Source organism: Mesorhizobium sp. M0778 (genome assembly GCF_040320105.1).
Classification (GTDB): Bacteria; Pseudomonadota; Alphaproteobacteria; order Rhizobiales; family Rhizobiaceae; genus Mesorhizobium.
Genome location: NZ_JAMYPA010000001.1, coordinates 610,437 through 630,204 on the forward strand (window position 1 = coordinate 610,437; position 19,768 = coordinate 630,204).

A 19,768-nucleotide genomic window follows, 5' to 3' on the forward strand; every position below is an offset into this window, starting at 1 on the left:
AGGAATTCGCCCAGTGGCCAACACGTAGCGGGCAGGAGGTAACGATGGATCTCAAAGACAGGCGCCTCTGGTACGGCGTGGTAGCCGTGATCGTGGTATTGGTCGCGATTGCGTATGCGGCTGGTTGGTTTGGCGGCACACCGATACCAGCGCCGCAGCAATGAGAGCGATCGTCATTCTCGCTTGGCGGCAGCTGACTGCTCAGTCTCTAAAGGGCGAAGGAAGGGATCCCTGATTGGCTGTTTCGCTGGTTCGGCTACCATCCTGACGACGCACAGCCTGGACCGTTTTTGAGATGGCTTCGCTCAACCTGTTGGACGGACCGGTCCCTGGATCGCGCGCAATCCGCAACACTCCGCCATCGGGCCGGGTAACTTCGATAATGGTTTCGACACGGACAAACTGCGGTCCTACGGAGTAGCCAGGCGCCAGGTCATGCCGGAAGTCGTACACTGGAGCCACAAGGGCCCCAACGACCGGGCGGAGAACTCACATCAGCCCGGCCTTCGGCGGTTTCGAAGCTCATCTGCCACTCCCTTGATCCCGCTGCCCCGGCCAGCAATGGAGCCGGGGCAATCCAGCACAGACTCAGCCCGTCGATCACCTCGATCGGCACGGACTCCAGACCAACATCGTCGAACAGCCGCGCATTTGACCGCGTTCGCCAAATTAATGGCCGGATCTTTGCGAAGCCTCCACATCTGCGTGAACGAAGCCCTCCAGGCATCATCGTGATTGGACTTCACGATCCGTTGGAGTCACGCTGGCTTCAGGTATAAGTAGGAAATGGGTGGGCCAACTATCGTCCGAATAGGAGGCTAAAATGAAGCACCAGACGCTTGAGCAACTGCAGATCGTCGCCGAGATCGATCAGGGCTACCCGCGCCAGGCCATGTCGCGCAGCGAACGTCTTGAACGCTGGGCGGAGCTCCTTGAACGGAACCCTGACCGGCGACTCTCGACGCTACACCAGACCGAGTATCAGCCGGTTAGATCACGCGGGGCCATGCGCGGCGACGGCTCGCCGATCTCAGTCGCTTTCGAGGATCCTGTCCTCCGCGCCGCCGGGTTGGAAAACGACAACTACGGCGAAGCGAAGCGGTTCTTCGAACTGACCGACAGGCAATTGCATGAGATCATCTGCTATTGTCATTTCGGCGCGACGGTGAGCGCCGTAACGGCCGCCCGTCACATCCGTGCGGCGATTGCCGGGAGACAGCCAGGCATGTTCGCTCGGATGCGTGAGGCGTTCGTCGGATAAAGCCGGAGCCGTTTCGCAGCATCATTTTTGAAGCGGCTCGCATGGAAAGCCGCCGCCGTAGCGCAGGCAAGCGCTCCCCACGCGGGGAGGCTGCGTTTGCATGAGGGGGTGCGGCTTTCCGCAGGAGCACGCCGACGCCCCCTCCTGCATCTTTTCCATCCGAACCGGAAAGATCCCAATGCTGCCAGCACATCCGTGGTCAGCGCCGGGGTTCAAAGGCTCGAACAGAGCGACATGCGCGCCGGATAAGCGCTATACATTCGCTGTCGAAAATTCGATGCTTCATGGTGGGTCGAAGGTCGCGGACCTATGTCGATCGGGACCGGGAAAGCCAAATCGTGATCGCGAGCAGCTTGGCCTTGTGATCGAGGCCGTCCCGAGCCAGCGCCTCCCCGAACCCGAAATCGATCGAAAGCTGCGCGAGGTCGGGCGCGGTGCCGGCGAAGCGGTCAAAATAGCCCTGGGCGTCGCCCGCTACGAGCCGCTCCAGCATCTCGCGTCCGGCCCATCCGCGTCCCGCTCCGTCACCCGTCGCGGGCTTGATGGGCTGAAATGCCAGCTCGCGTTCGGCGAATACCGACCGGACGATGCCGACGGCATTGACGGTTGCAGGGAAGCCCAGGACCGCGACCGAGACGAAGAGCAGTTCGACGATCGCTTCGGGGGTGCCGCCGGCATTGAGAAAGCCGGCGATATGAACTTCAATTGCGGCTGGGCGCTTCCGTCGGCCAGCAGCATCGAGACGGTGCAGAGCTGCCTTAGCGGGAGATCCAGCCCCGGGCGGGACAACACATCGCCATAGGGATATTCGACGGTGAAGCGCGACAAATCGGCGGAGGTCTCCGCCAGAGCATTGATCGGTCCATCGAAATTCTCCCCGCCGATCCGGCGGAGCATCTCCAGGCCGCGTGAAAATCGATCCTCATGAGTTTCCGAGGCCATGGCTTGCCCGCTCCGACTGATGGCGAAAGAACTTGCTGCGATGAAGGCAGCCTCAATAAAGCGTCGGCGAGAACTTACTCGTCCCGTTGCTGCGGTGGTGGGACCTGACACTCATGTTCTCTAACTCTGCCCGCCCCGCTTTATTTCAGGTCAGACCTTGCATCGGCGATTGCGATAAATCAAATTCATTATTAGCATCGCCGTGATGAAGAAGATTCATATCGCTAACGTCGAACTCAATCTGCTGGTCGTCTTCGACGCCCTCGTTGCCGAAGGGCACGCCACGCGCGCGGCCGAGCGGATTGGGCTGACCCAGCCGGCGGTCAGCCATTCGCTCAATCGCCTTCGGGCTCTGTTCGGAGACCCGCTGTTTGTCCGATCCCCGCGCGGCATGACGCCGACGCCACTGGCGCAGGACATTGCGCCGAGTGTTCGGTCGATCCTCGAACAGGTTGAAGGCGTCCTGCTCGGCGGGCGCTCGTTCGATCCGACCGAAAGCACTCGGCAATTCGTGGTCGGTCTCTCCGATTATGCCGCTTTCGTGCTGCTACCGCGTCTGACTGCACGGCTCGGCCGCGAAGCACCAGGCGTTTCTCTGGTGGTCCGCAACACGAGCCGCAGCGTCGGTTTGCCGATGCTGGACGACGGCGCAGTCGAACTCATCGCCGGCAACTTCCCCCAGCCGCCGACCCATATGCGAGAAGAACTGCTATACGAAGAGGACTTCATCTGCGCTGGCCGCGGCGATCACACCGATCTGGCCGATAGTCTCGACCTCGACCGCTATCTCTCGCTGCGCCATCTTCAGGTTTCGATGAAGGGCAATCCGAGCGGCTATGTCGATGCTGTGCTCACCGAGAAAGGATTGAAGAGGAATGTCGTCGTGACGGTCGGCCACTTCTTGATGGCACCGATGCTGGTCGATGCCTCCGAGCTCGTGGCAACGGAACCCCGTCGTCTCTTCGCACCGTTGGCAGGGCGGCTACCGCTCCGACTTTTTCCGCCGCCATTGGATATTCCTTCATTTCGAGTGGTGCAGACTTGGCATGCGCGCCACGACGCCGACCCAGGGCATCAATGGCTGCGACGGGTGCTCAGTGAAGTCGGTCAAGGGGTTTGAGGGCGAAAGCCCCAATCCCCGCTGCCGCCCCAACTGCCAGGACACCGATCCGCCCTGCACGATGCCACTGACCTCGCGGCCGAGCTGGCGGTCGATGACTGGCCGCCACGGGACAAGCGTGAACTCGTGGGACTTCTCGACGATGGCGAACTTGCCACTGGATAGCTGCGCGGCCCCGGTGAAGGTGCCGGTCACGGTTTCGCCCTCGGCGGCAGCTCGGAACGGCAGTGCCTTTTTCGCCGCCAGTTCCCCACCGGCACGGTCAACCTCGCGTTCCTGAAGCGTGGCGATCAGGTTGCGCCGGTAAGCGCCCCTTCAAATTTGTAGGTTCGCTGAAAGATCTGTCGATCGATCCAAGCCGCGATTGCCGACGAGGAGCTGAGGACCCTGTGAGAGTATGGCGCTGCAGATCAGGTCCTCGGCAACAAATTTCGTTCTTGCAGTACCGCATTTTTCGAGGGCAGCCACAGCCGGCCTACTGAAAGCCACCCTTTGACCTTGCAGCCTCGGCACTGACGTTGGCTGCTTATGGGACGCGCGTCCCATCCATCAATGTCGGAAATGGGGGGCGGTAGCAGTCATCCAGCTCTTAATCGTCGAATGCGAACTTTTCCGTGATCCACACCTATGAGCTGCCAGTCCGCTCTCGGCTCCATGGCTGTCGTGCAAGGGACCGTATGTAGCGCTGGCACGACAACATTGATTACGGCTCAGGCCTCGTAAGACGTGCCATTTTACCAGGTGGCTAGGTCAGCCTCGTGCGATACGGACTGAGATACAAACTGTGATACAAATCGCTGTGGGCTCCTAGACTAGAAAAAACATCGTAAAATCAATGCCTGCCGAGGCGCGGCATCGCGTCTCGACAGACCCCACCTCAAATCGCCACCTGAAGCGACATCGGTGGCCGCCCGTCCCAACAATCTACTCAATTCCAGAATCATGGAAATCCACAACTCGGTTGGATTGAGCAGCTGAAGCCGAAGTTCATGCGAAATTCGCCGTACTAATTGCCGTACTAATTTACCAAAAAGTACGGCGGCTTGTTGGCTAAGCGCTTGAAAAACTTGGTGATCCCGACAGGAATCGAACCTGTGACCTACAGATTAGGAATCTGCCGCTCTATCCTACTGAGCTACGGGACCATCGCGCCCGACACATAACCGCTTCGGATCGTTTCGCCAAGAGGCAGCTAGGCTGCTCGCTTGGGTTCGACAGCGAACGGGCTCAGGCCCAGCCAAGTCTGCATTTTGCGGGCGATATCCTGATCGCCCGTCAGAATGACTTTCGGCCCGGCCTTCTCGACGGTGATCAGCCCCATCCAGATTTCGGTCATGGTGTGCAGGTCGGTCGAGACGTAGAGATCGACATCGAACCCCGGATCGTACCAGCAGAGGTCGACCTCGCCGTGCTTCTCGACGATCAGCCACCACGACCGTTTGGAGGCGGGGAGCTCCTGGTACAGAAATTGTATCACCGTGCGCCCGTCGGGCAGCGGCGACGCGTTTAGATTGCGCCGCATGTCCCACATCAGCAGCGACGGATCGAGGTTCTTCAGCGACAGCCGCGACTCGACCCATTTCTGCCCCCAAAAGCCCATCGCCTCGACGACGGGCCGCAGATCCCTGCCTGCCTCGGTCATCCGGTATTCGAAGATGCCTTTCTCGCCGCGCACCTCCTTGCGCTCGACGATCCCGGCCAGCTCGAGCTCCTTGAGCCGTTGCGACAGAAGGGTCGGCGACATTTTGGGGACGCCGCGGCGCAGATCGTTGAAACGGGTCGAGCCCGCCACCAATTCGCGAAGCAGAACCATGGTCCAGCGGGTGCACAGCACCTCCGCGGCCATCGATAACGGGCAGAACTGCTTGTATCCGGCCTGGGTCATGATATTGCCTTCCCCTCAAACTCAGCCGGGAGCATAGGCCTTTCCCAGCGGTGCGGCGAGTACAGAAACTGTACCGGCCCAAGTGTGGTGGATTTGAAGTTCCTGCTTTCTGGGTGGCATCAGCGTTAGGAACTTCAAATCCAAAACCACACTGGAAATCCAAGCACTTGCTGGTGTGGCTTTTGAATCCGAAATTCGCTCGCTGCGTTGCTCCAAAGTGAATGCGAATTTCGAATTCGCCGCACCAGTACAGATCGCGGACTGGCTGGCGCCGGCCTTGCCATGCGACCCCTCTGCCGCTGCACGGGATACCCCTGTGCACGACCAGGAGACATGACCCATGACCGCTTACGTTATCGCAGACATCAAGGTGAGGGACCCGAAGTGGATGCCGGCCTATGCCGCGTCGGTCCACGACCTCGTTCACAAGCACGGCGGCAGATATCTGTCGCGCAGCGGCAATGTGAAGACGCTCGAAGGCAAGCCGCTCGACACGACGCTGATTGCCTTGATGGCGTTCCCGACCGAGGCCGCGGCGCGCGCCTTCACCGACGATCCCGCCTACGCACCCTTTGTTTCGGCCCGTCAGGGCGGCAGCGACAGCCGTTTCCAGCTGATCGACAACTCCGATCTGGCCGGAACCATCCCGTATCTGCCGAAGGGATGATCTTCCCCTGCATTTGTCGCATCGGGACAGGGATCTCCCAGCAACAACAGCCACAGCGCCCACCTGCCGGACCTCCTTACTTCCGGCGGCCGCCCGGGCTGTGCTTTTCAAGAAGAATGGAATGACTATGACAATCAACTTTCGCAACAAATTCCTCGCTGCCGCGGCGCTGCTGTCGGCCTGCACTGCATTGGCGCAGGCGCATCAGGCAGCGCCCGCGTCCGGTCCCAATCCGCTGGCCGACAAGGTACGCGCCGCCAACAGCCGCTTCGAGAATGTGGCGGCGGCGACCGCCGAGGGCTATGCGCCGATCCCCTGCGCCAGCGGCATCACCGGCGGCGCCATGGGCATCCACTACGTCAATCCCGGCTACCTCAAGGACGACGCTGTCGATGTCGCCAAGCCCGAAGCGGTGATGTACGAGCCGATGGCCGACGGCACGCTAAAACTGATCGCGGTCGAATACATCACCTCGAAAGGCCCGGCCTCGCTCGATGGGCATCTGTTCAACTTCAACAGCGCGCCCAACCGCTATGGCCTCGGCCCGTTTTACGAGCTGCATGTCTGGGCCTGGAAGGGCAACCCGACCGGCGCGTTCGCCGACATGAACCCGAACGTGTCGTGCGAACCGACGACTGCTGCCAGCCAGTAAGCAGCCGGGCCAGGCGGCGCCAACGCCGCCTGGTTTTTAATCTCACAGAGGGCCAAGCTCCGGGAGATCGCGATGCAACCTGGCATCGTTGGCGTGCCTGTGTGCCCATCGAGCTGTCTTTGCAAAAAGAGTCGCTTGACTGGCGATGTAAAATGCTCATTCTGGAATGATCATTTTACATTGGGTTGCTCCATGACCAGACCGCGACTATTTGACGAAGCCACTGTGCTGGGGGACGCGATGAACGCGTTTCGACGGGCCGGTTTCGCGGGAATTTCGATCAAGGATCTGAGCGATGCCACCGGCCTGACGTCTGGCTCGATCTACAATGCCTTTGGCGACAAGGAAGGTCTCTATCGGGCGGCCTTCGGCCACTATATCGATGCCGTCATCCGACACCGTATCGAGACCTACATCGGCGAAGCAAGCGATCTGGATGGTTTGGAACAGTTGTTCCTGTCGTTGTTGCTGCCCGCCCCGGAATCCGGCGACCTCGGCTGTTTGTTAACGAACGCTGCTGTCGAGTTCGGTGCGCAACCGTCGGTCGCCTCGGAAGGTCTCGCGGAAGGCTTCGCCGTGCTGGAAGCCGCCATCCGGCAGGTCGTGGAGCGCCAGATCGGTGGAGGGCAGGTCGATCTCCACGTCGTCAGGCTTCTGCTTCTCTACCAAGGCATTCTCGTGCTGATCCGCGCCGGCCGAGACGTCTCGGCCTGCCCGGCCGTCATTCGATCAGAATTCGAGCAGCTAAGGAAACTTCTGCCATGATCACCCTTTCCCGCAGGGCGGTGCTTCTCGGCACCGCCGGCAGTCTTCTTGCGCCTTGCCTGCCGGTCTTTGGCGCGTCGCCGGCCATGCCGCCGGTCCGATACGTTCGCTCCAACGGCATCGATATGGCTGTTTATGAAGCCGGCAAGGGACCGGCGGTTGTTTTGCTGCACGGCTTTCCCGAACTCGCCTTTTCCTGGCGTCACCAGATCGCGCCGCTCGCGGCCGCCGGCTACCACGTCATTGTTCCCGACCAGCGCGGATATGGTCTGACCGACCGGCCGTCCAAGGTCGAGGATTATGACATGGTCCACCTGACCGGCGATCTCGTCGGTCTCCTCGATGCTCTCGGCGTCGAAAAGGCCGTGTTCGCGGGCCATGACTGGGGCGGCCTGGTCGCATGGCAGATGCCGCTTTTGCATCAGAGCCGGGTCACTGGCGTCATCGGTGTCAACACGCCATTCATTCCCCATGAAATGCTGTGGCTGCATCCGAGCCTCACCAAGGGGCTGACCGCCCCGGACAAGCCGTTCGTTGCCAACCCGGCAAAAGACCCGATCGCGCAGATGCGCGAAGTCTACAATCCCGACATGTATGTGCTGATGTTCGAAGATGGTGATCTCGCGGACCGTTTGATGGCGCACGACGTGGCGCGGGTGTTCAGGAGCAATATGCGCAAGGGTATTATCACCGCCGCGCAATACGCCAAGCTGCCGCCGCAGGCCCGACACATGACATTCCTACAGGCGCTCTCGCAGCCGGAGCCGAAGACGCTGCCCGGCGAGCTGATCCTGACGCCAGACGAGCTTGCTTTCTATGCCGAGAGCTTCGGGCGCACCGGTTTCACGCCGGGCATCAACTGGTACCGCAACTTGTCCCGCAATTGGAGAGCCGGCTTGAATGTCGACCAGACGATAAAAGTGCCTTCGCTCATGATCGGCGCTGAGGACGACGTCGTGTTATCTCCAGCGATGATGGATGGAATGGACGCCCACATCGCCGATCTCGAAAAACATGTGGTCGCCGGCTGTGGACATTGGTCACAGCAGGAGAAGCCGGGCGAAGTCACCACGCTAATGGTCGATTGGTTGAAGCGGCGGGTTCCTGCGTAGCCGACATGGCGAGCGGTGCAAAGACGGTTAAGATAGCGGAACTTTCGGGATGCCGGCGCGCTTTAGTGTCCCGAAGGAGACACCGCATGAGCGCCACAAAAGAGTTCTTTGAAACCTGGCTGCAGGAGAATGTCGGCAATCTGCCGGCCGAGAGCGAGGTGAGCGTCGCCGTCCTGGCGCAGCAATTCGAGCAGGATGCCGATGCTGCCGGCTACGGCCACGAGGTTCGCGAAGACGAGCTCGGCAACATCCAGGAGGCGATCGAGGCAGCCCTGAAGAAGGCAAGGACAGGCGAAGAGCCGCAGGCTGCCGACGACAATGAGCTGGCGCCGGTTATGGAGGCGCTGGAGGTCGAGGATCCGAAGAGCGGACCGTAGCGGTTGCGGCTCTTCCCTTCCACGCTACATGACCGGGCATAATGGATGCCAAACACCTCACGCTCGGCGTCGTGATCGGCGTGGCCATCGGCGTCGTGTTGGACAACATTGTTGCGGGCAGTGGTATAGGTATTGCTCTGGGCATTGCCTTCGGCCTTGCCCGGAAGTCGTCCGGCCGGAAGTGACCAGCAGAACATGTCCTGCCCGATTTTGCCGCCCAGAGGTGCGGCGGTCGCCCCACCGCCGATGCCGAACGGCTACGCCGCCAGCGCCGTCTCCGCCAGCTTCACCCAATAGCTCATGCCGTGCGGGATGACCTCGTCGTTGAAGTCGTAGGCCGGGTTGTGCAGGCCGGCGGTATCGCCATTGCCGATGAAGATGAAGGCGCCCGGCCGCGCTTCCAGCATGTAGGAGAAATCCTCGCCGCCCATCACCGGCTGGATGGCGCGGTGCACATGGCTGTCGCCGGCGACGTCGGCCGCGATGTCGCTGGCAAAGACCGTCTCTTCCGGATGGTTGAAGGTGACGGGGTAGTTGGCATTGTAATCAACCTCGATTGTCGCGCCGAAGGCAGCGCCCACGCCTTGGCAAAGCGCGCGGATGCGCTCTTCAGCCTTCTTGGCGACCTCCTTCTTCAGCGTGCGTACGGTGCCGGCGATCTCGGCGCTCTCGGGAATGATGTTATAGGCGTCGCCGGCATGGAATTTCGTCACCGAGACGACCACCGCCTCGACCGGATCGGTGCTGCGCGAGGCGATCGTCTGCAATGCGCCGACAAGCTGGCTGGTGATGACGATCGGATCGATGGTGCCGTGCGGCATCGCCGCGTGGCCGCCCCGGCCCTTGACGGTGATGGTGAACTCGGCGGTCGCCGCCATGATCGGGCCCGGCCTGATGGCGAACTGGCCGACCGGCAGGCCCGGCATGTTGTGCATGCCGAACACCTTGGAGATGCCGAAGCGCTCCATCATGCCGTCCTTGACCATCTCGTTGCCGCCGCCGCCGCCCTCTTCGGCCGGCTGGAAGATAACCGCGACGGAGCCGGCGAAATTGCGTGTTTCGGCGAGGTATTTGGCGGCACCCAAAAGCATCGCGGTGTGGCCGTCATGACCGCAAGCGTGCATCTTGCCCGGGACGGTCGAGGCATAGGATTTGCCGCTGATCTCGTTGAGCGGCAGGGCGTCCATGTCGGCGCGCAGGCCGATCGTCGAGCCTTCGCCGTGGCGGCCGCGGATGATGCCGACGACGCCGGTCTTGCCCAAACCCGTCACGATGTCGTCGCAGCCGAAAGCCTTCAGCTTCTCGGTGACGAAGGCGGCGGTCTTGAAGACGTCGAAATTCAGCTCCGGCGTCTGATGCAAATGGCGGCGCCAGCCGGCCACCTCATCCTGCATTTCGGCGGCTCGGTTCAGGATCGGCATGATGGTTCCATTTCGCTGTTGGAGCAGGCGGTCTTGACCTGCTGCTGTGCAATTGTGCCTGCTGCCCTGCAACCATGCACGCTGCTTTGCATTGTGCTGCTGCTTCCACATTGTGATCGGCAGCACTTTGCCATGTTGACGTCACATAGAGTAAATAGCACCGCGACTGTGGTCCGGGAACAGAGAGCCGGACCATTATCCTGGCGATCGTGTAACGAAATCTTACGGAGCCAGGGGCGACTGCGGCAAGAGGCTATTTCGGTTTTCATGATGCGCTATAGGCATTTCCTCAAACTGTTGGTGGCGGGCGCGGTGGTGCTTGCGGCGCTGGCCGGGCCTGCCTTGGCCAATCCGACCATCCTGTTCGACCTGAACAGCGGCAAGATCCTGCAGCATCAGGAGGCGTTCAGGCGCTGGTACCCGGCATCGCTGACCAAGCTGATGACCGCCTATGTGGCGTTTCGTGCGATTGCCGCGGGCGAGGTCCAGCTCGATTCGCCGATCAAGGTGACGAAACATTCCGCCGGCGAGCCGCCGAGCAAGATGGGCTTCAAGCCGGGTTCGGTGATGCGGCTGGACAATGCGCTGAAGATGATGCTGGTCAAATCGGCCAACGATATCGCCATGGCGGTCGGCGAGAATATCGGCGGTTCGCAAGCGGCCTTTGCCGAACGCATGAATGCGGAGGCGCGGAGGCTCGGCATGAGCGGGTCCCATTTCGTCAATCCGAACGGGCTCTATTCGCCGGACCAGTATACGACAGCGCGCGATCTCGCTTTGCTGGTGATGGCGATCCGCAAGGAATTTCCGCAATATGCCCCCTGGTTCTCGATCGAAGGCCTTGCCGTCGGCAAGAAGGCGATCTCCAACTACAACCTCCTGATCGGCCGCTATCCGGGTGCCGACGGCATGAAGACCGGTTTCGTCTGCTCGTCCGGTTTCAATATGATCGGCTCGGCGACCCGCAACGGCCGCACCCTGGTCGCCGTGGTGCTCGGCGAGCAATCGGCCGTCACCCGCGCCGAGGCGGCGGCAAAACTGCTCGACCAGGGCTTTGCAACCCCGGCGCCGAGTTGGCTGACGGTGGCGGCGCTGCCTGCCTATGGCGACACCATGTCGGCCAACGACATGAACGACGAGATCTGCAAGAAGAAGCCGGTCGAGGAGCAGTCGGAAGCCGCACCCGCCGTCGGCGACAAGGGCAAGGATGTGCCGAAATCGCCCTATCAGGAAAAGCTCGACCATGTACCGACGCTGATCGCCGTCGGCCTCGGCGGCGCCACGGGGCCGAAGCCGAAGGCGATGCTCGACGCCTCCGGGCAGGAATATGCCGACGTGCCGCTGCCGACATGGCGGCCGGATCGGGCGCCGCCGGCCGGCGCCGAGCCGGCCGTGGCCGGGTCCACCACCGCCGCGCAGGTCCAACGGCCGGCCAAGGCGCTGAACTAGCCGTATGGCCGGCTTCCCGATCCCCGTTTCGGTGCTCACCGGCTTTCTCGGCGCCGGCAAGACGACGCTGCTCAACCGGCTGCTCCGGGATCCCGCGCTCGCCGACACCGCCGTCATCATCAACGAGTTCGGCGAAGTGGCGATCGACCATCTTCTGGTCGAGCAGGCGTCCGATGGCATCATCCAGCTTTCCGACGGCTGCCTCTGTTGCACGGTGCGCGGCGAGCTGGTCGACACGTTGGCCGACCTCGTCGACCGGCTGCAGACCGGCCGCATCGACCGGCTTGCCCGCGTTGTCGTCGAGACCACCGGGCTCGCCGATCCCGCCCCTGTGCTGCAGTCGATCATGGCGCACCCGGCCCTGGTCCAGGCCTTCCGGCTCGACGGCGTCATCACCCTGGTCGACGCCGTCAACGGCAATGCGACGCTCGATGCCCATGTCGAGGCGGTGAAGCAGGTGGCCGTCGCCGATCGCATCGTGCTCAGCAAGGCCGACCTGGCCACGGATGCAGGCGACGCGGAGGCGTTGCGGGCGCGGCTCAGGCAGCTCAACCCGGGTGCCGTGGTGCTCGACGCGAGCCAGGCAAGCGCCGCGACCCTGTTCGATTGCGGCCTCTACAATCCGGCCACCAAATCCGTCGATGTGCAGCGTTGGCTCGGCGAAGAAGCCGGCCACGACCATGATGTTGGCAGCCATGACCACAGCGGTCATGGTCATGCCGACCACGGTCACCATGACCATGGCCACAGGCACGATTCCCGCATCCGCGCGTATTCGCTGGTTCATGACGGGCCGGTGCCGTTTTCGGCAATCGAGATGTTCCTCGATCTGCTGCGCTCGGCGCATGGCGAGCGCCTGTTGCGGATGAAGGGCGTCATCGAGCTTGCAGAAGACCCGTCGCGGCCGCTGGTTATCCATGGCGTGCAGAAGATCCTGCATCCGCCGGTGCAACTGCCGGCTTGGCCGGACAGCCAGCGCGGCACCAGGCTGGTGCTGATCACGCTCGACATGCCGGAAGACTATATCCGCCGGCTGTTCGCCGCCTTCACCAACCGGCCGTCGATCGACACGCCGGACCGCGCGGCACTGGAAAGCAACCCGCTGGCTATTGCCGGGCGGTAGAGGCTTTCATCAGTTTTAAGTCGAACGCCGCGCTGCCCCTCATCTGCCTGCCGGCATCTTCTCAAGAAGGACGCTCTCGTCGACGATTTCGCCAATCTCCAGCGCCGCAGAAAGAGCGCCAAAGTTGCGGCCAGCCCCTTCTCCCCGTCACTATACGGGGAGAAGATGCCGGCAGGCAGATGAGGGGCAGCGCACCGTCAGCAGAACGAGCTAAGTCCAGGCTCGGCCGCCGCCGCGCTCGACCAGGAAGCGGTGGCCGCCCGATATTGCCGCCGTTTCGATCAGCCGATGGCCGCTCTCGGCGCAGAAGGCGGGGATGTCGATGACGGCGAGGGGGTCGGTGGTTTCGAGCCAGAGGCGGCTACCCGGCGGCATTGCGGCCAAGCGCTTTTTGGCCTTGAGCGCGGGCAACGGGCAGTTCAGACCTTTGAGGTCGTAGACGGCGGCGGGGCTGGTTGAGGGCCTGTCTCCTTGGCCCCCATCTTCTTGTTCAAGCATGAAGCTCAGCCGCCAAACATGCCGAGCAGCTTTTTCTTCAACCTTGTCGCCGTGCTTTCGGCGTCCGCAGCCTGCGTTTCGACTGCCGGGGCGGCCTCCGATGGCGCTACAGTGGCGGTGGCGACAGGCATCTCGGCGGCGGTCTTGGCAGCTTCCTTTTCAGCCAGTGCCTGCGCCTTGGCCGCTTCCTTCTCGGCCAGCGCCTGCGCCTTGGCTGCCTCTTTGGCGGCCTTGGCCGCTTCAATGGCGGCTAGCCTTTGTTCCTCGGCCTTCTGCTTGGCGGCCTTTTCGGCGTCGAGTGCCGCCATCTTGCGGCCGGCCGGCGAATCGACGCGGCCCATGCGCGCCGTCTCGGTCACCGTGCCGTCTGGGTTGAGCGACGGCGGCTCGATCGGCACGCGTTCGCCGCGGGCACGCCGTTTCGACCAGTCGGAAACGATGCTGGCTTCCTTGATCCCGGCGATGGTCGGCTTGGGTGCCGGCACGCTGGCCTTGACGGCGCCGTTGAAGGCCGCCTCATAGGTGCTTTGATAGGCGTTGATGGCGCTCTTCAGTGAATCGGGCTGGGTGGTCGCAGGGCAAGCGCCGGTCGGATTAAAGGTCGAGCCGTCGGCCGCAACCTGGTTGAAGACGTAGCGCTTCTCGCAGACGTCGACTTTCGGCGGCACCTTGGTGACTTCGAAATTGTCGTAGCCGACCTTCAGCATCTTCCAGAATTCGTAGTTCGGGTCGTTGCGGTAGCGCGCCATGTTGGCTGCAGTCATGCGGAACGGAAAAGCCTGGATCTGGAACTCGGTCTGGCCGCCCTGGAAGGCGTCACGACCGAAAGCGTAGATCTGCTCGATCTGCGCGTCGGTCATCGAATAGCAGCCCGACGACGAGCAGGCGCCATGGACCATCAGGTTGGAACCAGTGCGGCCATTGGCGCGGTCATAGGCGTTCGGGTAGCCGATGTTGAAGGACAGGTGATAATTCGACCGCGGGTTCATCTGCGCCGGGCGGACCGTGTAAAAGCCTTCCGGCGCTTGGCGGTCGCCTTCGGTGAACTTCGGCCCGAGCTTGCCCGACCATTTGCAGATGTCGTAGCTGGCGACCAGGTCGTAGCGGCCGTTGGTCTTGGCCTTCCAGATTTCGAGCTTGCCTTCTTCCTTGAAGATGCGGGCCATCACCGAAGAGGTGCGGACCATGCCCTTGGCCCTCATCTCGGCCAGGATCTTGTCCGGCAGCGGCTTGTTGGCCTGCGGTGCAAAATCCTTCATCGAAGCATCATTGCAGCCGGCGACGCCGATCGCAGCGATCAGAACTCCGGTGCGGGCAAGCTTGGCAAACATGGATATGGCTATCGTCTTCATCTCTGCGCCGCGGATGCCGCGGCTGCTAAACTGACCACTGACGGACCTTAAGCCCGTTAACCTTGAAAATTCCTTACCGCAAGCGACCTTGCGCCAAGCAGCCCTCTTGCCCCAAACGAAATTGGCGCGTCCCCTACGGCAAGCTCACTGTGACGAACGCAGCGGCATTTTTGTGGCGAAATTGCTCCACGCCGTCACATTTCAGGCCGCGCACCTGCGTTGGCTACAGATTGCGGCCCATCGCCAGGTATTTCTCGCGGCGATGCTCGCGGAAGTCGGTGTTGGCGCCGGAAAATTCCTTCATCGTCCTGGCGATGAGGTCGCCGGTGGCGGCAATCACCGTTTCGGGGGCGCGATGGGCACCGCCGAGCGGTTCGGCGACGATGGCGTCGATGATCTTCAGCTCCAGCAGATCCTGCGCCGTGATCTTCATGTTGGTCGCAGCATCCCTGGACCGGGTGGTGTCGCGCCACAGGATCGAGGCGGCGCCCTCCGGCGAGATCACCGAATAGATGGCGTGTTCGAGCATGTAGACGCGGTTGGCGGTGGCGATCGCTATGGCGCCGCCGGAGCCGCCTTCGCCGATCACCACCGAGATCGACGGCACCTTCAGGCCAAGGCAGGCTGAGGTCGAGCGGGCGATGGCTTCCGCCTGGCCGCGCTCTTCGGCGTTGACGCCGGGATAGGCGCCGGCAGTGTCGACCAGCGTCAGCAGCGGGATTTGGAAGCGGTCGGCGAGTTCCATCAGCCGTACCGCCTTGCGGTAGCCCTCCGGCCGCACCGAGCCGAAATTATGCTTCAGCCGGCTTGCCGTGTCGGAACCTTTTTCCTGGCCGATGATCGCCACCGGCTCGCCACGGAAGCGGGCGAAGCCGCCGACGATCGCCTGGTCCTCGCCGAAATTGCGGTCGCCGGCGAGCGGCGTGAAATCGGTAAGCAGGCCCTTGATGTAGTCGATGCAATGCGGCCTGTCCGGATGGCGCGCCACCTGCACCTTCTGCCATGGCGTTAGCGCCTTATAGGCGTCGCGCAGCGCATCGCGTGAGCGCTTCTCGAGACGGGCGATCTCATCGCCGACGTCGACCGCCTCACCGTTCTCGGCAAGCTTCTTCAGCTCGAGGATCTTGCCTTCGAGATCCTGCACAGGCTTTTCGAAATCGAGGTAATTGTACATTCTTGGGCGAACCGGCAGGTCGGAAGGCAATGACTGACGCAAGCCCGAAAATGCAGGCTGGGCGCGGTGGAACGTCGTTCTCACATAGCGACATGACGCCTAGTCGGCAAGCGGATGATGATCGTTGACCAGACGCACCAGCCGCTCCTCCAGTACATGGGTGTAGATCTGCGTCGTTGAAATATCGGCATGGCCGAGCAGCTGCTGCACGGCCCTGAGATCGGCGCCGTTCTGCAGCAGATGGCTGGCGAAAGCATGGCGCAGCACATGCGGCGATATCTTCGCCGCGGCAATGCCGGCTCGCGCGGCAAGCCCTTTCAGCTCGCGGGCAAAGACCTGTCTCGAGAGATAGCCGTTTTCGGAGGCGGCCGGAAACAGGAACGGGCTGTCGGCAAGAGCCGGCACCGCCGCCCGTGCGGCAAGCCAGGTCCGCATCGCCGTGCGCGCCTTGGCCGACAGCGGCACCATGCGTTCCTTGTTGCCCTTGCCGCGCACCATGAAGAAGCGGTCGTCGCGCTGCGCCACCGTCACCGGCAGGCTGACCAACTCCGAAACCCGCAGGCCGGTGGCGTAGAGGACCTCGACCAGTGCGTGCAGGCGCAGCGCCGCCAGGCTGTCGTCGTCGTTGAGCGAGGGGTCGATCGCCTCCTGCGTGGCGCGGTCGAGCAGCCGGCCGGTATCGGCCTCGCTCATCGTCTTCGGCAGCGGCCGGCCTTTCTTCGGGCTGTCCAGCGTGCCGGTCGGATCGTCGCCGCGCAGGCCTTCGGCGTAGAGGAACTTGAAGAACTGACGGATTGCCGACAATTTGCGCGCCTGCGAGGTGGCGGCAAAGCCGCGCGCGGCGATGTCGTCGAGATAGGCACGGATGTCGGTGCTGGTGGCAGCGGCGAGCCCGCCGCCGATCCCGGCGGAAGCGTCCTCGAGGTCGCGGCGATAGGAGGAAAGCGTGTTTTCGGCAGCGCCGCGCTCGGCGCTCATCATCTCGAGAAAGGCTTCGATGCGGGCGGCGCTGTTCATTTTTTGGTATTGAGCTTTTCCGGAGGGATACGCACGCTCATTTCCGCCTTTCTCGGCTCGACGAACATGACCAGGGCGAACATCGCGCCGTAGACAATGCCGGCCAGAATCACGAGCGTCACGACAAAGCGAAACAGTGTCGGCATTAATTTTCGCCCGTCGTCTTGTTCTGCATTTCCAACCCTGTGCCCTTATGAGACGCCAATCCCACCAATTCAAGGGTGAAGCCGATAACAGGTCCCGGGCGCGCCGCGCTTGACGCAAACAGGCTTTTGATGTCGATACGCCGGCAAAGAGGCCCTATAAACATGAACGCGTTACCAGCAAACCCTCCGGGCAAGAGCCATGCCGCGCTGCTCGGCCGGCTGGGCGACCGTTCCATCGTCTTTGTCGGGCTGATGGGCGCCGGCAAGACGGCGATCGGCCGCAAGGTGGCGGCGATGCTGGCGCTACCCTTTATCGACAGCGACCAGGAGATCGAAAGTGTTTCGCGCATGAGCGTCCCGGACCTGTTCGAGCGCTATGGCGAGGCGGAGTTCCGGGCACTGGAGCAGCGCGTCATCCTGCGCGTGCTGGAGCACGGGCCCCAGGTGCTGTCGACCGGCGGCGGCGCCTTCATGAATGCGCAGACGCGCGAGGCGATCGCCAGCCATGGCGTTTCGGTCTGGCTGAAGGCCGAGATCGACCTGTTGATGGAGCGCGTTTCCAAGAAGCAGAACCGGCCGCTGCTGAAAAGCGCCGATCCCCGGGGGGTGCTGGAGCGGCTGATGGCGGAACGCTACCCGGTTTACGCCGCGGCCGATGTCATCGTGCCGACCCGCGACGACCGCAAGGAGATCATTGCCGCCGAAGTGGTGGACGCGCTGCGCGGCCATCTCGGCGTTGCCGACATCGACGAGGTGCGGTCGTGAGCGCTGATGCAACGGTCTCTGTCGAAGTCGGGCTTGGCGAGCGTACCTACGACATTTTGATCGGCCCCGGCCTGCTGTCACGCGCCGGCGCCGAAATTGCGCGCCGTCTGCCGGGCACAAGGGCGGCGGTCGTCACCGACGAAAACGTCGCTAGCGCGCATCTCGCAACGCTTGCGGCCGGCCTGGCAAGCGGTGGCATCCAACATGCAGTCATCACGCTGCCGCCCGGCGAAAAGACCAAGAGCTTTGCGCACCTGGAAGAGGTGGTCGACGGCGTGCTGGCCGCCAAGCTGGAGCGTGGCGATGTCGTCGTCGCGCTCGGCGGCGGCGTCATCGGCGACCTCGCCGGCTTTGCCGCCGGCATCGCGCGGCGCGGCATGAACTTCGTGCAAATCCCGACCTCGCTGCTGGCGCAGGTCGATTCCTCCGTCGGCGGCAAGACCGGCATCAACAGCAAGCGCGGCAAGAACCTGGTCGGGATGTTTCACCAGCCGAGGCTGGTACTGGCCGACACCGAAGTGCTCGACACGCTGCCGATCCGCGAGTTTCGCGCCGGCTATGCCGAACTGGCCAAATACGGGCTGATCGACCGGCCGGAGTTCTTCGCCTGGCTGGAGGAAAACTGGTCTCGCGTGTTTGCCGGCGGGCCGGAGCGGGCAAAAGCGATTGCCGAGGCCTGTCGCGCCAAGGCCGACGTCGTTGCACGCGACGAATTCGAGACCGGCGACCGTGCGCTGCTCAATCTCGGCCACACCTTCGGTCACGCGCTCGAGGCGGCGACCGGCTATGACGGCACGCGGCTGGTGCATGGCGAGGGCGTTGCCATCGGCATGGCGCTGGCGCACCGTTTTTCTTCAAGGCTCAATTTGGCGAGCCCCGACGATGCGGCGCGCGTCGAGGCGCACCTTCGCGTCGTCGGCCTGCCGTGGTGCATGGCCGACATTCCAGGCGAATTGCCTGACGCCGAAAAGCTGTTCTCCTTCATCACCCAGGACAAAAAGGTGTCGCGCGGCGCGCTGACCTTCATCCTGACGCGCGGCATCGGTCAGGCCTTCATCGCCAGGGATGTGCCGGCCTCGGAAGTGCTGGCGTTCCTCGGGGAGAACCATCCGGGATGAGCCAGGCCGGCTGGATCGCGGCTGCTGCGCTTGCCGGCCTCGGCCTGCTGGGCTTCGTCTTGCGTCGGCACCTGTTCGCCGCCTTCGGCTACGAGTTGCAGCGTATCGAGCCGCAGCGCTCGACGCATGAGGAATTGCGTGGCGCCGTCGACGATTTCCGCCGCGACGGCCAGGTGGTGCGCGAGGATCGTGCCCGCATTGGCGGCCTGTTCGACCTTGAGGAGCTCGAAGTGTCGGACGTGATGGTCCACCGCACCAATATGCGCTCGGTCAACGCCGACGACCCGCCGGAAGCGGTGGTGCGCGAGATCCTGCAGAGCCCGCATACCCGCATGCCGCTGTGGAAGGGCTCGCTCGACAACATCGTCGGCGTGCTGCACGCGAAGGACCTGCTGCGCGCGCTGAACGAGGTCGGCAATGATTTCTCCAGGATCGACGTGATGAAGATCGCGTCGCGGCCGTGGTTCGTGCCCGACACCACGACGCTGCAGGAGCAGCTCAACGCCTTCCTGCGCCGCAAGGCGCATTTCGCCATCGTCGTCGACGAATATGGCGAGGTCGAGGGACTGGTGACGCTGGAGGACATCATCGAGGAGATCGTCGGCGAGATCGCCGACGAGCACGACATCGACATCCAGGGCGTCAAGCAGGAAGCCGACGGCTCCGTCGTCGTCGACGGCACGGTGTCGATCCGCGACCTCAACCGGGCGCTCGACTGGAACCTGCCGGACGAGGAAGCCACCACCATTGCCGGCCTTGTCATCCACGAGGCGCAGTCGATTCCGGACGAAAAGCAGGCCTTTACGTTTCACGGCAAGCGCTTCGTCGTCATGAAACGCGACAAGAATCGGATCGCGCGGCTGAGGATCAAGCCGGCGATGCTTGGCGAATGACAGTGCACGCCTTATGGCAGCCGTGGGCAGT

21 protein-coding genes, 1 tRNA gene and 2 pseudogenes are annotated in these 19,768 nt (G+C 62.8%); 14 read left to right on the forward strand and 10 right to left on the reverse strand.

The features are described 5' to 3' along the window. Positions 1–393: 393 nt before the first annotated feature. Together NKI22_RS03120 and NKI22_RS03125 are read left to right on the forward strand one after the other, a co-directional pair. A pseudogene (locus NKI22_RS03120) lies at positions 394–519 on the forward strand (IS6 family transposase); the annotation flags it as partial. Between the two features lie 304 nt (positions 520–823). After that, positions 824–1,261: a hypothetical protein gene (locus NKI22_RS03125; RefSeq protein ID WP_352484976.1), complete on the forward strand. Its 438-nt coding sequence runs from the start codon at positions 824–826 to the stop codon at positions 1,259–1,261. Positions 1,262–1,568: 307 nt separating this feature from the next. Here NKI22_RS03125 and NKI22_RS03130 read toward each other — a convergent pair whose 3' ends face one another. Next, complete coding sequence (locus NKI22_RS03130; RefSeq protein WP_352818204.1) at positions 1,569–2,177, reverse strand: carboxymuconolactone decarboxylase family protein; 609 nt, start codon at positions 2,175–2,177, stop codon at positions 1,569–1,571. 231 nt (positions 2,178–2,408) lie between these two features. Between NKI22_RS03130 and NKI22_RS03135 the strand changes: the two genes are divergently transcribed. Further along, positions 2,409–3,323 carry a LysR family transcriptional regulator gene (locus NKI22_RS03135; RefSeq protein WP_352850125.1) on the forward strand — a complete coding sequence of 305 codons (915 nt, stop codon included), beginning with the start codon at positions 2,409–2,411 and terminating at the stop codon, positions 3,321–3,323. A 12-nt stretch (positions 3,324–3,335) separates the two neighbouring features. On the opposite strand, the pseudogene NKI22_RS03140 reads toward NKI22_RS03135, so the two are convergent. The 3 genes and pseudogenes from NKI22_RS03140 to NKI22_RS03150 all read right to left on the reverse strand — a co-directional run. Continuing rightward, positions 3,336–3,629 (reverse strand): annotated as a pseudogene (locus NKI22_RS03140) (DUF3363 domain-containing protein); the annotation flags it as partial. Between the two features lie 762 nt (positions 3,630–4,391). Beyond that, positions 4,392–4,468: transfer RNA gene (locus tag NKI22_RS03145), tRNA-Arg, on the reverse strand. Between the two features lie 47 nt (positions 4,469–4,515). After that, complete coding sequence (locus NKI22_RS03150; RefSeq protein ID WP_352818193.1) at positions 4,516–5,208, reverse strand: winged helix-turn-helix transcriptional regulator; 693 nt, start codon at positions 5,206–5,208, stop codon at positions 4,516–4,518. Between the two features lie 340 nt (positions 5,209–5,548). Here NKI22_RS03150 and NKI22_RS03155 point away from each other — a divergent pair, with 340 nt between their 5' ends. The 6 genes from NKI22_RS03155 to NKI22_RS03180 all read left to right on the forward strand — a co-directional run bounded on the left by NKI22_RS03155 (position 5,549) and on the right by NKI22_RS03180 (position 8,966). Further along, positions 5,549–5,875, forward strand: a complete 327-nt coding sequence (locus NKI22_RS03155; RefSeq protein WP_023677873.1) for a DUF1330 domain-containing protein — start codon at positions 5,549–5,551, stop codon at positions 5,873–5,875. Between the two features lie 127 nt (positions 5,876–6,002). Continuing rightward, a complete protein-coding gene (locus tag NKI22_RS03160) occupies positions 6,003–6,527 on the forward strand; it encodes a hypothetical protein (protein ID WP_502896926.1) in 525 nt (174 codons plus the stop codon). 72 nt (positions 6,528–6,599) lie between these two features. Further along, positions 6,600–7,292: a TetR/AcrR family transcriptional regulator gene (locus NKI22_RS03165; protein ID WP_352958198.1), complete on the forward strand. Its 693-nt coding sequence runs from the start codon at positions 6,600–6,602 to the stop codon at positions 7,290–7,292. Between the two features lie 86 nt (positions 7,293–7,378). After that, the gene (locus tag NKI22_RS03170; protein ID WP_352483560.1) at positions 7,379–8,404 is read left to right on the forward strand and encodes an alpha/beta fold hydrolase; all 1,026 of its coding nucleotides are present in this window, start codon (positions 7,379–7,381) and stop codon (positions 8,402–8,404) included. A gap of 86 nt (positions 8,405–8,490) precedes the next feature. Next, positions 8,491–8,781 (forward strand): DUF768 domain-containing protein, encoded by a 291-nt coding sequence (locus tag NKI22_RS03175; protein WP_023722345.1) that lies wholly within the window; start codon positions 8,491–8,493, stop codon positions 8,779–8,781. Positions 8,782–8,822: 41 nt separating this feature from the next. Further along, the gene (locus NKI22_RS03180) at positions 8,823–8,966 is read left to right on the forward strand and encodes a glycine zipper domain-containing protein (RefSeq protein ID WP_352495638.1); all 144 of its coding nucleotides are present in this window, start codon (positions 8,823–8,825) and stop codon (positions 8,964–8,966) included. Between the two features lie 72 nt (positions 8,967–9,038). On the opposite strand, the gene NKI22_RS03185 is transcribed toward NKI22_RS03180, so the two are convergent. Next, positions 9,039–10,202 (reverse strand): M20 aminoacylase family protein, encoded by a 1,164-nt coding sequence (locus NKI22_RS03185; RefSeq protein WP_352483482.1) that lies wholly within the window; start codon positions 10,200–10,202, stop codon positions 9,039–9,041. 270 nt (positions 10,203–10,472) lie between these two features. Between NKI22_RS03185 and NKI22_RS03190 the strand changes: the two genes are divergently transcribed. Further along, entirely contained in the window at positions 10,473–11,651 is a 1,179-nt protein-coding gene (locus NKI22_RS03190; protein ID WP_352548874.1) for a D-alanyl-D-alanine carboxypeptidase family protein, read from the forward strand. Positions 11,652–11,655: 4 nt separating this feature from the next. Next, positions 11,656–12,774, forward strand: a complete 1,119-nt coding sequence (locus tag NKI22_RS03195; protein ID WP_352818196.1) for a CobW family GTP-binding protein — start codon at positions 11,656–11,658, stop codon at positions 12,772–12,774. A 210-nt stretch (positions 12,775–12,984) separates the two neighbouring features. Here NKI22_RS03195 and NKI22_RS03200 read toward each other — a convergent pair whose 3' ends face one another. From NKI22_RS03200 to NKI22_RS03220, 5 genes are all read right to left on the reverse strand, one after another. Then, a complete protein-coding gene (locus tag NKI22_RS03200) occupies positions 12,985–13,272 on the reverse strand; it encodes a sulfurtransferase TusA family protein (RefSeq protein ID WP_352483484.1) in 288 nt (95 codons plus the stop codon). A gap of 5 nt (positions 13,273–13,277) precedes the next feature. After that, complete coding sequence (locus NKI22_RS03205; RefSeq protein ID WP_352483562.1) at positions 13,278–14,603, reverse strand: L,D-transpeptidase family protein; 1,326 nt, start codon at positions 14,601–14,603, stop codon at positions 13,278–13,280. Between the two features lie 244 nt (positions 14,604–14,847). After that, complete coding sequence (locus tag NKI22_RS03210) at positions 14,848–15,798, reverse strand: acetyl-CoA carboxylase carboxyltransferase subunit alpha (protein ID WP_023721141.1); 951 nt, start codon at positions 15,796–15,798, stop codon at positions 14,848–14,850. A 99-nt stretch (positions 15,799–15,897) separates the two neighbouring features. Continuing rightward, a complete protein-coding gene (locus tag NKI22_RS03215; protein WP_352495633.1) occupies positions 15,898–16,815 on the reverse strand; it encodes a site-specific tyrosine recombinase XerD in 918 nt (305 codons plus the stop codon). After that, positions 16,812–16,961 (reverse strand): histidine kinase, encoded by a 150-nt coding sequence (locus NKI22_RS03220; RefSeq protein WP_352850130.1) that lies wholly within the window; start codon positions 16,959–16,961, stop codon positions 16,812–16,814. The genes NKI22_RS03215 and NKI22_RS03220 overlap by 4 nt, the downstream gene beginning before the upstream one ends. Before the next feature lie 162 nt (positions 16,962–17,123). On the opposite strand from NKI22_RS03220, the gene NKI22_RS03225 reads away from it, so the two are divergent. Genes NKI22_RS03225 through NKI22_RS03235 form a run of 3 tightly spaced genes read left to right on the forward strand, consistent with a single transcriptional unit; the run spans position 17,124 to position 19,737 of the window. Further along, positions 17,124–17,726 carry a shikimate kinase gene (locus tag NKI22_RS03225; RefSeq protein ID WP_352495632.1) on the forward strand — a complete coding sequence of 201 codons (603 nt, stop codon included), beginning with the start codon at positions 17,124–17,126 and terminating at the stop codon, positions 17,724–17,726. Continuing rightward, positions 17,723–18,844, forward strand: a complete 1,122-nt coding sequence (gene aroB / locus NKI22_RS03230) for a 3-dehydroquinate synthase (protein WP_352850134.1) — start codon at positions 17,723–17,725, stop codon at positions 18,842–18,844. The genes NKI22_RS03225 and aroB overlap by 4 nt, the downstream gene beginning before the upstream one ends. After that, a complete protein-coding gene (locus NKI22_RS03235) occupies positions 18,841–19,737 on the forward strand; it encodes an HlyC/CorC family transporter (protein WP_023721135.1) in 897 nt (298 codons plus the stop codon). The genes aroB and NKI22_RS03235 overlap by 4 nt, the downstream gene beginning before the upstream one ends. Positions 19,738–19,768: the final 31 nt, after the last annotated feature.

Bases quoted from the DNA above. Each gene is read 5' to 3' on its own strand.
- NKI22_RS03235 (WP_023721135.1), top strand. From the start codon at position 18,841: ATGAGCCAGGCCGGCTGGATCGCGGCTGCTGCGCTTGCCGGCCTCGGC.
- NKI22_RS03185 (WP_352483482.1), bottom strand. From the start codon at position 10,202: ATGCCGATCCTGAACCGAGCCGCCGAAATGCAGGATGAGGTGGCCGGC.
- NKI22_RS03155 (WP_023677873.1), top strand. From the start codon at position 5,549: ATGACCGCTTACGTTATCGCAGACATCAAGGTGAGGGACCCGAAGTGG.
- NKI22_RS03225 (WP_352495632.1), top strand. From the start codon at position 17,124: ATGAACGCGTTACCAGCAAACCCTCCGGGCAAGAGCCATGCCGCGCTG.
- NKI22_RS03125 (WP_352484976.1), top strand. From the start codon at position 824: ATGAAGCACCAGACGCTTGAGCAACTGCAGATCGTCGCCGAGATCGAT.
- NKI22_RS03160 (WP_502896926.1), top strand. From the start codon at position 6,003: ATGACAATCAACTTTCGCAACAAATTCCTCGCTGCCGCGGCGCTGCTG.
- NKI22_RS03190 (WP_352548874.1), top strand. From the start codon at position 10,473: ATGCGCTATAGGCATTTCCTCAAACTGTTGGTGGCGGGCGCGGTGGTG.
- NKI22_RS03195 (WP_352818196.1), top strand. From the start codon at position 11,656: ATGGCCGGCTTCCCGATCCCCGTTTCGGTGCTCACCGGCTTTCTCGGC.
- NKI22_RS03215 (WP_352495633.1), bottom strand. From the start codon at position 16,815: ATGAACAGCGCCGCCCGCATCGAAGCCTTTCTCGAGATGATGAGCGCC.
- NKI22_RS03210 (WP_023721141.1), bottom strand. From the start codon at position 15,798: ATGTACAATTACCTCGATTTCGAAAAGCCTGTGCAGGATCTCGAAGGC.
- NKI22_RS03135 (WP_352850125.1), top strand. From the start codon at position 2,409: ATGAAGAAGATTCATATCGCTAACGTCGAACTCAATCTGCTGGTCGTC.
- NKI22_RS03200 (WP_352483484.1), bottom strand. From the start codon at position 13,272: ATGCTTGAACAAGAAGATGGGGGCCAAGGAGACAGGCCCTCAACCAGC.
- NKI22_RS03180 (WP_352495638.1), top strand. From the start codon at position 8,823: ATGGATGCCAAACACCTCACGCTCGGCGTCGTGATCGGCGTGGCCATC.
- NKI22_RS03170 (WP_352483560.1), top strand. From the start codon at position 7,379: ATGCCGCCGGTCCGATACGTTCGCTCCAACGGCATCGATATGGCTGTT.
- NKI22_RS03165 (WP_352958198.1), top strand. From the start codon at position 6,600: ATGCAACCTGGCATCGTTGGCGTGCCTGTGTGCCCATCGAGCTGTCTT.
- NKI22_RS03205 (WP_352483562.1), bottom strand. From the start codon at position 14,603: ATGTTTGCCAAGCTTGCCCGCACCGGAGTTCTGATCGCTGCGATCGGC.
- NKI22_RS03150 (WP_352818193.1), bottom strand. From the start codon at position 5,208: ATGACCCAGGCCGGATACAAGCAGTTCTGCCCGTTATCGATGGCCGCG.
- NKI22_RS03220 (WP_352850130.1), bottom strand. From the start codon at position 16,961: ATGCCGACACTGTTTCGCTTTGTCGTGACGCTCGTGATTCTGGCCGGC.
- NKI22_RS03175 (WP_023722345.1), top strand. From the start codon at position 8,491: ATGAGCGCCACAAAAGAGTTCTTTGAAACCTGGCTGCAGGAGAATGTC.